The 9739-nt window shown below is 75.1% G+C and carries 8 protein-coding genes; 3 read left to right on the top strand and 5 right to left on the bottom strand.

Annotated features, from left to right (window positions below; all coding sequences use genetic code 11):
- Nucleotides 1-113: 113 nt before the first annotated feature.
- Nucleotides 114-875, bottom strand: a complete 762-nt coding sequence (locus ABZ914_RS20675; protein ID WP_500194870.1) for a dioxygenase family protein — start codon at nucleotides 873-875, stop codon at nucleotides 114-116.
- A gap of 99 nt (nucleotides 876-974) precedes the next feature.
- Between ABZ914_RS20675 and ABZ914_RS20670 the strand changes: the two genes are divergently transcribed.
- On the top strand, nucleotides 975-1463 hold the full coding sequence (locus tag ABZ914_RS20670; RefSeq protein WP_433147102.1) for a MarR family winged helix-turn-helix transcriptional regulator: 489 nt from the start codon (nucleotides 975-977) through the stop codon (nucleotides 1461-1463).
- Nucleotides 1464-1526: 63 nt separating this feature from the next.
- Here the strand turns inward: ABZ914_RS20670 and ABZ914_RS20665 are convergent, their stop codons facing one another.
- From ABZ914_RS20665 to ABZ914_RS20655, 3 genes are read right to left on the bottom strand one after another with little or no spacing between them, the layout of a single operon-like run.
- Complete coding sequence (locus tag ABZ914_RS20665; RefSeq protein WP_500194868.1) at nucleotides 1527-2642, bottom strand: winged helix DNA-binding domain-containing protein; 1116 nt, start codon at nucleotides 2640-2642, stop codon at nucleotides 1527-1529.
- Nucleotides 2632-3270, bottom strand: coding sequence for a TetR/AcrR family transcriptional regulator (locus ABZ914_RS20660; protein ID WP_387029399.1), 639 nt, complete (start codon nucleotides 3268-3270; stop codon nucleotides 2632-2634). Before ABZ914_RS20660 ends, ABZ914_RS20665 begins: the two co-directional genes overlap by 11 nt.
- A 33-nt stretch (nucleotides 3271-3303) precedes the next feature.
- Entirely contained in the window at nucleotides 3304-3879 is a 576-nt protein-coding gene (locus tag ABZ914_RS20655) for a TetR/AcrR family transcriptional regulator (RefSeq protein WP_500194866.1), read from the bottom strand.
- An 84-nt stretch (nucleotides 3880-3963) separates the two neighbouring features.
- On the opposite strand from ABZ914_RS20655, the gene ABZ914_RS20650 reads away from it, so the two are divergent.
- A complete protein-coding gene (locus tag ABZ914_RS20650) occupies nucleotides 3964-5163 on the top strand; it encodes an FAD-dependent monooxygenase (RefSeq protein ID WP_500194864.1) in 1200 nt (399 codons plus the stop codon).
- 56 nt (nucleotides 5164-5219) lie between these two features.
- On the opposite strand, the gene ABZ914_RS20645 is transcribed toward ABZ914_RS20650, so the two are convergent.
- The gene (locus ABZ914_RS20645) at nucleotides 5220-8141 is read right to left on the bottom strand and encodes a helix-turn-helix transcriptional regulator (protein ID WP_500194862.1); all 2922 of its coding nucleotides are present in this window, start codon (nucleotides 8139-8141) and stop codon (nucleotides 5220-5222) included.
- Nucleotides 8142-8244: 103 nt separating this feature from the next.
- Here ABZ914_RS20645 and ABZ914_RS20640 point away from each other — a divergent pair, with 103 nt between their 5' ends.
- Nucleotides 8245-9705: an MFS transporter gene (locus ABZ914_RS20640; RefSeq protein WP_500194861.1), complete on the top strand. Its 1461-nt coding sequence runs from the start codon at nucleotides 8245-8247 to the stop codon at nucleotides 9703-9705.
- The last annotated feature ends 34 nt before the right edge of the window (nucleotides 9706-9739 follow it).

Below are 9739 nucleotides of genomic sequence, written 5' to 3'. Positions count from 1 at the left end.
GTGTTGGCGGGGGGCCGGGGCGGGGGCGCCCCTACCCCCCCCGGGGCCCGTCACCGTGCCCTCGATGACCCGCCCGGGCCTCCGGCCCGGCGGGCTCAATGGCATGCTCGCGGTCAGCCGAACTGGAACGAGCGCTTCGCCATCCCGAACCAGTAGCCGTCGATGACGGACCGGCGCCCGGACGGCGCGTCCGCGTCCGCGCCGAGCGCCACGAACAGCGGCGCGAAGTGCTCGGTGCGCGGGTGGGCGAGGCGCGCCGCGGGCGCCTTGGCGCGGAAGTCGAGCAGCGCGTCGACGTCGCCGCCCTCGACGGCGCGGTCCGCCCACTCGTCGAACTCGGCGGACCAGGCGGGCGGCGGGGCGTCCGGGGCGGGGCTCATCGCGCGCAGGTTGTGGGTGGTGAACCCGCTGCCGACGATCAGGACGCCCTGGTCGCGCAGCGGGGCGAGCGTCCGGCCGATCTCGAAGAGCCGCTCGGGGTCCAGGGTCGGCATGGACATCTGGAGCACCGGCACGTCGGCGTCCGGGTACATCTCCACGAGCGGGACGTAGGCGCCGTGGTCGAGGCCGCGCTCCTCGTCCTGGTGCACGCCGGGAATGAGCTTGCGCACGTCATCGGCCAGTTGCGGGGCGCCGGGCGCGTCGTAGCGGACGCTGTAGTAGTGCTCGGGGAAGCCCCAGAAGTCGTACACGAGCGGCACGGGGCGGGTCGCGCCGATCGACAGCGGCGCCTCCTCCCAGTGCGCGGAGACCATGAGGACCGCCTCCGGCTTCGGCAGGTCGGCCGACCAGCGGGCGAGTTCGGCGGTCCAGACGGCGTCGTCGGCCAGCGGCGGCGCGCCGTGGCTGAGGTAGAGCACCGGCATCCGGCTCATGGCAATCCCCCAACGGTAAAAGTTCAGATCTGAACCATATCTCCCAGTTGGTTGAACGTTCAAGTCTTGAGGGTTCAAATACTTGCGTAAAATACGGACATGACCGACACCCGGTGGCTCGACGCCGACGAGCAGGAGACCTGGCGCGCGTTCCTCTGGACCTCCCGGCTGCTGAACGAGGCCCTCGACCGCCAGCTCCAGCGCGACTCCGGGATGCCGCACGCCTACTACATGATCCTGGCGATGCTGTCGGAGTCGCCCGGCCGCGCCCTGACCATGACCGAGCTCGCCGCGGTGGTCCACTCGTCGCCGAGCCGGCTCTCGCACGCGGTCAACCGCCTGGAGGAGGCCGGCTGGGTGCGCCGGTCCAAGGACGCCGAGGACCGCCGGACGACCATCGCCGAGCTGACCGACGAGGGGTTCGCCGCGCTGGAGAAGGCGGCCCCGGGGCACGTCGCCGAGGTCCGCCGGAACCTGTTCGACCCGCTGACCCGCGAGCAGATGCTGGAGTTCCGGCGGACCCTGCACGCGCTGCTGGCCTCGCTCGACCCGCACCGCGAAGCGCCCTGCGCGAACAAGCGCGGCTGACCGCGCGCCGGCTCGCGGCGCGTCGCCCTTGAACGACCGCAGGTCAGCGCGTCACGCCACGGCTCATCGAGGTTCCGGCGGCTCGAACTCGACGGCGTGCGCCTTCGCGTCCGGATGGGCGGCGGCCAGCAGGCGCGCGCCCTCCTCGGCGAGCGCCTCCCGCTCGGCCGCCGGGACCGGCGCGAACGGGGAGATCCGCAGCGTCGCGCCGCCGCGCTCCTTCTCGATCTTCCACATGCCGTGCACGAACCCGTCCACCAGGTACGTCGCTCGGATGATGCCGTTGACGGTGAAGACCCGCTTGCGGTGCTCCTCGGTGATGATCCGCGCGCGGTCGGCGTGCGAGAGCAGCAGGTTGTCGAAGTCCGGGACGAACCGGACGGGCGCCGGCGTGTCCGGATCGGGGCGCGGCGCGTCCGGCAGGTCGTAGAGCGTGCGGCCGTCCCCGTCCCGGAAGACCCGCAGGCCGGCCCGGTGCCGTTCGACGACCTCGCCCAGCCGGGTCAGCCCCGACCACTGCTGGACGTCCTGGACGGTCGCGGGCCCGAACGCGCCGAGGTAGCGCAGCACCATCTCGTCCACGGACGGCTCCGGAACGGGGTGGCCGTCGAGCCACGACTCCAGGGTGGTGTGCTTGGCGACGCCGGACCTGCCCCAGATGCCGCGCGGCGGGACCTGCACCAGCGGCAGCGAGAGGCGGACGGCCCAGACGAGCAGCGCGGCGTCCGCGTCCGGCCGGTGCTCGGCGAGGATCGCGCGCAGCTCCTTGTCGGAGCGCGGCGCCTCTTCGAGGATCTTCCGCGCGTGGGCGGCGGCGTCGGGGACGCCGGTGAGGCCGGCGGCGCGCGGGCTCCTGAGGTGGTTGTCGAGGATGGGCTGCGTCAGCGGCCGCAGCATCAGCGCGTCGCGCGCGCTGACCAGGTGCAGCGTGCCGCGCATCAGCACGATCCGCAGGACGCGCCGGTCGTTCATGGGCGCGGCGAGCTCGTCGAAGGCGAACCCGTCGAGCCTGCTCCAGAGCCCGATGTGCGGGGGGTTCGGCGCCTGCGCCTGCATCCCGACGAGATGCTCGATCGCCTCGACGGCGGTCATCCCGTGCCGCCGCAGCAGCATCTGGCGCGCCAGCAGCGCCCGGTTGAGAGCGCGCCGGTCCAGCGTGGGGGGCGTTCTAGTCGTCATAGCGTCCGCGCAGTTCCTGCCAGGTAGGGGGCGGGCCGGGCAGCTCCTCGGCGCCGGCGAGGTGGAGGGAGTCGAGCATCAGGGCCAGGTAGCGGTGCTGCAGCCGGTTCATCCGCTCGTCGCCGCCGATCCGGATGCCGTGCAGGTACTCCAGCATCACCGAGACGTCGCCGACCTCGATGTCGCGGCGGAGCGCGCCGGCCTCCTTCAGCCGGTCCAGCAGCCGCTTCGTGGCGATGTGGATCTCGCGGCCCTTGGCGCTCATCGCGTCGGTGACGGGGAAGCTGCCCGCGAGCCGCATCGTCAGGGACCCCGCGCCGATGTCCAGGCAGCGGCGCATGAACGCGGCGAACGCCTCCCACGGGTCGCCGTCGTCGGCGAGCGCCGCCTCGACCTCGGCGAGGTAGCGGTCCATGCCGTCGTCGGCGAGCTTCTGGAGCAGGTCCTCCTTGCTCTTGTAGCGGCGGTAGAGGGCGCTGATACCGACCCCGGCGTGCTCGGCGACGGCGGCGATGGGAGCGCCGGGGTCCGCGGTGAACACCGCGCGGGCCGCCTCCCGGATCAGTTCGTCGTTGCGCGCCGCCTGAGCCTTGCGACCGCTCATGGGCGCCGGCGTGGTGGTCTCCATGCCACCCATAGTAGGGGAACGAATGATTCCGTTCTACTGGATCGCAGCGCCGATCACCCGCACCGCGTCCACCAGGTCGGACGCGGCCGGCACGCCGTCCGGGTCGACGAGCGCCTGCGCCGCCAGTCCGGCCAGCAGCGCCTGGTAGCACGCCCCGGCCATCTCGGCGCGCCGCTCGCCGAGGACGGACGGGCCGGCGCCGAACAGCTCGGCCAGCCCCAGCCGCGCCTCCCGGTTGGCGTCCGGGAACGCGGCGCGCAGCTCCGGCGTCCGCTCGATCTGCGCGATCACCTCGAACTGGATCGCCCAGAGCGGGCGCGTCCGCGCGAACGACGCCAGGATCCGCTCCCAGGTGGCCTCGAACCGCTCCGCCCCGGACAGCCCCGGGTCGGTCTCGGCGGCGAGCATCGCGGCGATCTCCGCGCCCCACTCCTCGATCGCCTGGCGCAGCGCCGCGCGCAGCAGCTCGTCCTTCGAGCCGAAGTGGTAGCCGATGGCGGCCAGGCTGACGCCCGACTCGGTGGCGACGTCGCGCGCCGTCGTGCGCGTGTACCCCTTGCTCAGCAGGCAGCGCCTCGCGCCGTCCAGGAGGTCTTCACGGTTGCCCATGGCAGGACCCTACCCGATTTCTTGTACGAATGTCTTACACGGCCGTCTTGCACAATTGTCTTAAACGGTTGTACCGTCCGGGGCATGAACACGAACGCGGACAAGAGCGTCCTGATCTCCGGTGCCGGCATCGCGGGCCTCACCCTCGCCTACTGGCTGCGCCGCCACGGCTTCGCGCCGACCGTCGTCGAGCGGGCGCCCGCCATCCGCGACGGCGGCTACAAGGTCGACGTCCGCGGCGCGGCGCTGACCGTCGTCGAGCGCATGGGCCTGCTGGACGAGGTCCGCGCGCGGCGCACCGGCGTCCGGAGCGGGACGGTCGTGAACGCGGCGGGCCGGCGGGTCGCGAGCATGGACGGCGACACCTTCGGCGGCCGCGTCCACGGCGACGCGGAGGTGCTGCGCGGCGACCTGCACCGGCTGATCTTCGAGCGCACCGACGCCGAGTACCTGTTCGGGGACTCGATCACCGCGCTCACGGAGACCGGCACCGGGGTCGAGGTCACCTTCGACAGCGGCCTCGTCCGGACGTTCGACCTGGTGGTGGGGGCGGATGGGCTGCACTCGGTCACCCGGTCGCTGGCGTTCGGGCCGGAGGAGCGGTTCGTCCGCGACCTCGGCCACCGCATCGCGATCTTCGGCGTGCCGAACCACCTGGGCCTGGACCGCGAGGAGGTCACCTGCGTCGGACCCGGCCGCACGGCCCTCGCCTACAGCACCGACGGCGGCGCGGAGGCCAAGGCGATGTTCCTCTTCCGGTCGGACGGGACGGACGTCCCCCGCGAGCGGGCCGCGCAGGAGCGCGCGCTGGCGTCCGCGTACGCGGGCGAGGGCTGGGAGGTCCCGCGGCTACTCGACGGCATGGGCGCGGCGGCGGACTTCTACTTCGACGCGGTCGCCCAGGTCCGCATGGACGGCTGGTCGAGCGGGCGGGTCGCGCTGCTCGGCGACGCCGCGTACTGCGCGTCGCCCGCGTCCGGCCAGGGCACGAGCCTGGCGCTGGTCGGGGCGTACGTGCTGGCCGGGGAGCTGGCCGCCGCGGGCGGCGACCACCGCGCCGGGTTCGCCGCGTACGAGCGGGAGATGCGCCCGTTCGCGGAGCGGAACCAGAAGCTGGGGCCGGCGAACCTCAGGCGCATGGTGATGCGGACGGCGGGCGCGGTCCGGATGTCGATGGCGATGCTCGCGGTGATGAACCGGATGCCCGGCCGGGAGCGGATCATGGCGAAGGTCATCGCCCCGATCCACGCCGCCGCCACGGCCATCGCCCTCAAGGACTACTAGGCGGCGGAGTCCGGTCTCCCCGAGCGCGGCGCGGCGCCCTCGGGGGCGGGGACGGATCAGCCGGCGGGCGGGTCGAAGAGGCGGAGCCGGTGCGCGAGCGCCGCCGCCTCCGTCCGGGACGCGACCTGCAGCTTCGCGAGGATGTTGGAGACGTGGACGCCCGCCGTCCGCGCGGAGATGAACAGCGCCTCCGCGATCTGCCGGTTGCTGCGGCCGTCCGCCACCAGCCGCAGCACCTCGGTCTCGCGGCGCGTCAGGCCGAGCCGCCGCGCGGGGTCCGGCGTCGGCGTCGGCGGATCAGGCGCCGGGGGCGGCTCCTCGATGGAGAGGCGGGCGCGCGCGGCGAGCAGCTCGATGTCCTTGAGCAGCGGTTTCGCGCCGAGGCGCGCCGCTATCGACGCGGACTCGCGGCACGCCTCGGCCGCCCGCCCGGACGGGACCCCGGGCGCCTCGGCCGAGCGGAACAGGGCCCACGCCAGCGGGTACGGCCGGCCGAGATCGCGCCACGCCCGCACCGCTTCGTCCCAGTCCTGATCGCCCGCCTCCGCGCGGAACGAGGCCCGGTACGCGTTCTGGACGGGTCCGATGACCGGCAGCTCTCCGGCCAGGTCGCGTAGTTCGGCGAGCCGTTCGCGGGCTCCGCGCGCCGCGTCGGGTTCGGCGGCCGACCGGGCGAGCCGCTCCCCGCACAGCCGGGCGCCGGTCAGCAGCAGCGGCCATACGAAGCGGGACGTTTCCCGCAGACCGGGTCCGTCGAGGGCGCGGCCGAGGATCCCGTCGGCGCCGGCGAGGTCGCCGCGGGCCATCGCGACCCGGCAGCGCAGGTCGTGCAGCGGGAGCCGGAACGCCTTCCCCCAGTAGCGGTCCCCCATGACCGCGTGCGCCGCGTCCGCCGCCTCGCCGGCCGCCGCGGCGTCGCCCCGCGCGAGCGCGATGACCCCCAGGTTGACCTGCGCGAGCGCGCGGAACAGCGGCGGCGGGTCGAGCGCGAGGACGTTCCGCAGCAGCGCGGCCGCCTCGTCCCAGCGGCCGAGGTCCCACAGCGGCTCGGCGCCCTTCGCGGCCAGGCCCGCGCCCTGGTCCCGGTCGAGGCCGGCGCGGCGCGCGGTCTCCAGCCCGGCCGCCACCGCCCCGGCGGCCCGCTCGTCCAGGCCCATGCCGTGCAGCGCGTCCGCCTCCGCCATCACCGCGATGACCAGCGGGACCGCCGACTCCCCGGCGGCACGGGCGATCTCCGCCGCCGCGGCGATCCGGGCCAGCGCCGTGTCGAGGTCCCCGGCGGCGCCGTCGAGCGAGCCGAGCGTCAGCAGCGCCCACGCCCGCACGCGCGCGTCCCCGGACTCGCGTCCGGCCGCGAGCGCCTCTTCCGCCAGCGCCCGCGACTCGTCCGGGCGGGACATCAGGAACAGCCGGTTGGCCAGCGTCGACAGCGGACGCCCCCGGACCGCCGCCGGGGCCCCGTCCGGCAGCAGCGCCACGGCCGCGCGCAGGTCGTCGAGCGCCGGGTCGCCGAGCCGGTGCCGGAGCATGCTGCGCAGTTCGAGGAGCAGCGCGGCGCGGCGCGGATCGCGGTCCCGGTCGAGCGCCGCGAGGGCCTCGGACGCCAGGTCGACGCCCCGCGCCGCCTCCCCCGCCGACAGGCACGCCTCCGCCGCGCGGTGCAGGACGTCGACCCGGTCGGCGCCGAGGACGCGCTCGGGCTCGGCGATGCCGTCCCACTGCCGGAGCACGCGTTCGAGGATGCGCAGCTGCTCGGGGTGGGCGTGGACGGCGCGCGCGGAGGCGGCGGCGCGCCACAGGGCGTCGAACGCCTGCTCCTTCTCGCCCGCCGCGCACCAGTGCGCGGCCTCCTCCGCCGCGGCGCGCCCGTCCGGGACGAGGTCGGGGTCGGCCTGCAAGGCGGCTCCGGAGCGTTTGTGCAGGCGGGCGCGCGCGCTCGGCAGGGCGTCCTCGTACACGGCCTGGCGTAGCAGCGCATGGCGGAACGTGTATCCGTCGCCCTCCGCCAAGAGGAGACCGCGGTCCACGGCAGGGCGTATCGCGTCCTCTAGGGACAGGTCGTCCAGCCCCGCCACGGACGCCAGGAACCGGTGCGCCAGACCTCCGCCCCATGCCGAGGCCACGGACGCGGCGTGCAGCACGCCACGCGACCCGTCCGGCAGCGAGCGGAACCCGGCGAGCAGCAGGTCCCGCAGGCGGCGCGGCGTCCCGCCTTGCGCGCCCGCGTCCGCCAGCGCCTCCACGAACAGCGGGTTCCCCTCGCTGCGCCGCGCGATCTCCTCGACGACGCCGCGGTCCGGCAGGTAGCCGAGCCGCGCGGCGACCAGCCCGCCGACCTCCTCGCAGGTCAGCGGAGCGGGCTCCAGCAGGCGGACGCGCGGCGACCGCGCCAGCCCGGCCAGCACCGGACGCAGCGGGTGCCGCTCGTCCAGGTCCGTCGACCGGTACGTGCCGACCAGCAGCACCCCCGGCCCGGACAGGTTGTGCACGAGGAACGCCAGCAGCTCGCGGCTCGACGGGTCCGCCCAGTGCAGGTCCTCCAGGACGACGGCGAGGGGGCGTTCCCGCGCCGCGCCCTCGACCAGCGTCAGGACGTCCTCGTACAGCCGGGCCCGCCCGTGCACCGGGTCGGGCTCGTCCGGTGCGACGCCGAGGACCGGCAGCCAGTGCGCCAGCCCGAGCCGCCCGCCGCCCGGCAGCAGGCCGGCGGCGCGCTCGGCGCCGAGGTCGCGGACGAGCGCGCGCATCGCGGCGATGAACGGCGCGTAGGCGAACCCGCCGCCGGCCTCCAGGCAGTCGCCGCGCGCCACCCGCGTCCGGGACGGCAGCCGGGCCGCGAACTCCGCGACCAGCCGGCTCTTGCCGATCCCCGCCTCGCCGCCGACCAGCACGGTCGCCGGCCCGGCCTCGCACGCGCGCGCGTAGGCGTCCGCCAGGGCGGCCAGCTCCGCCTCACGCGCGACGAGAACGGACGCCACCGCACCTCCTGAGCACCCGGTCCGGAAATCTGAAGAACCCCGCGCGGCCGACTACGTATTCCTCTCAATGTGGCACGAGCCGCGCGTCACGACCGTAGAGGGCATGACATCCGGAAAGCACGGCCGGCTGATCCTGCCGGTCATCCTCTCGGCGACCTTCATGGTGTCGTTCGACTACATGGTGGTGAACGTCGCGACGCCGTCGCTCCAGCGCGACCTGCACGCCGGGCCCGTCGCCCTCGAACTCGTCATCGCCGGCTACGCCTTCACCTACGCGAGCGGGATGGTGACCGGCGGGCGCCTCGGCGACCTGTTCGGCCACCGGCGGCTGTTCCTCCTCGGCATGGCCGCCTTCACCGCCGCGTCCCTGCTGTGCGGGCTCGCGCAGTCGCCCGCGCAGCTCGTCGCGGCGCGGCTGCTCCAGGGGCTGACCGGCGCGGCGATGGTCCCGCAGGTGCTCGCCCTGATCACCGCCGCGCTCCCGGCGGCGGACCGGCCGCGCGCGATGGCCTGGTACGGCGTCGTCCTCGGCGGCGGGGGCGTCGCCGGGCAGATCGGCGGCGGGCTGCTGCTCCAGAGCGACCCGCTCGGACTCGGCTGGCGGACGATCTTCCTGGTGAACGTGCCGGTCGGCGCCGCCGCGCTCGCGCTCGCCGTCCGGTCGCTGCCCGGGACCCGGTCGGACCGGCGGCCCCGCCTCGACCCGGCCGGCGCCGCCGGGATCTCCGGCGCCCTCGCGCTCGCGCTCGTCCCGCTCGCGATGGGCCGCGAGCAGGGCTGGCCCGCCTGGACGTGGATCTCGCTCGCCGCGTCCGTCCCGGTCCTCGCCGCGACGCTGTGGTGGGAGCGGCGGCTCGCCCGGACCGGCGGCGAACCGCTGCTCGACCTCGCCCTGTTCCGCGCCCGCTCGTTCGACCTCGGCCTGGCGCTGAACGTCGCGTTCCTGGCCTCGTTCGGCAGCATGAACGTCGTGCTGACGATGCTGCTGCAGGGCGGCCTGCGCCTGACGCCCCTGGAAGCGGGCCTGGAGTTCGGCCCGATGGCGGTGCTGACCATGGTCGCGTCGCTGTTCGGCCGCCCGCTCGTCGCCCGGTTCGGGCTGAAGGTGCTCGTGTGCGGGACGGTCGTCAGCGCGCTCAGCGTGCTGGCGCTGGCCGTCGAGCTGCACGTCCTCGGCGGCGACGTCACCGCCCCGTGGCTGCTCGCGCCGCTCGGCCTGCTCGGCCTCGGCGGCGGGCTGACGCTGCCGTCGGTGATCGGCGCGGTGATGTCCGGGATCCGCCCCGCGCAGGCCGGCGCCGCGTCCGGGGTGCTGAGCACCGCACAGCAGTTCTCCGGCGCGACGGGCGTCGCGGTGCTCGGCGCGATCTTCTTCGCCGCGCTCGGCGCGCACCCGGGCCGGGCCGCGTTCGCGTCCGCCGCCGAGACCGCGATCTGGGCCGACTTCGCCCTGACGGTGGCGACCGTCGTCCTCGGCGTGCTCTTCCTGCGCCCGGCCGCCACCTCACCCGAGCCCGAGCCCGCCGCTCCGGCACGGGAACCGCTCCTCGACAAGCGCGTCTGACCGCGTCGGGCCGTCCCTCGCCGGGCGGCCCGGC

It is taken from the genome of Spirillospora sp. NPDC046719 (genome assembly GCF_040645715.1).
In the GTDB taxonomy this organism is placed as follows: domain Bacteria; phylum Actinomycetota; class Actinomycetes; order Streptosporangiales; family Streptosporangiaceae; genus Spirillospora.
The sequence above is the reverse complement of the archived record's forward strand: the minus strand, read 5'-3'. Positions and strand labels throughout refer to the sequence as shown.

What these genes read in the sequence shown, in the direction of transcription:
- ABZ914_RS20675 (WP_500194870.1), bottom strand. Translation starts at nt 875, where the DNA reads ATGAGCCGGATGCCGGTGCTCTACCTCAGCCACGGCGCGCCGCCGCTG.
- ABZ914_RS20670 (WP_433147102.1), top strand. Translation starts at nt 975, where the DNA reads ATGACCGACACCCGGTGGCTCGACGCCGACGAGCAGGAGACCTGGCGC.
- ABZ914_RS20665 (WP_500194868.1), bottom strand. Translation starts at nt 2,642, where the DNA reads ATGACGACTAGAACGCCCCCCACGCTGGACCGGCGCGCTCTCAACCGG.
- ABZ914_RS20660 (WP_387029399.1), bottom strand. Translation starts at nt 3,270, where the DNA reads ATGGAGACCACCACGCCGGCGCCCATGAGCGGTCGCAAGGCTCAGGCG.
- ABZ914_RS20655 (WP_500194866.1), bottom strand. Translation starts at nt 3,879, where the DNA reads ATGGGCAACCGTGAAGACCTCCTGGACGGCGCGAGGCGCTGCCTGCTG.
- ABZ914_RS20650 (WP_500194864.1), top strand. Translation starts at nt 3,964, where the DNA reads ATGAACACGAACGCGGACAAGAGCGTCCTGATCTCCGGTGCCGGCATC.
- ABZ914_RS20640 (WP_500194861.1), top strand. Translation starts at nt 8,245, where the DNA reads ATGACATCCGGAAAGCACGGCCGGCTGATCCTGCCGGTCATCCTCTCG.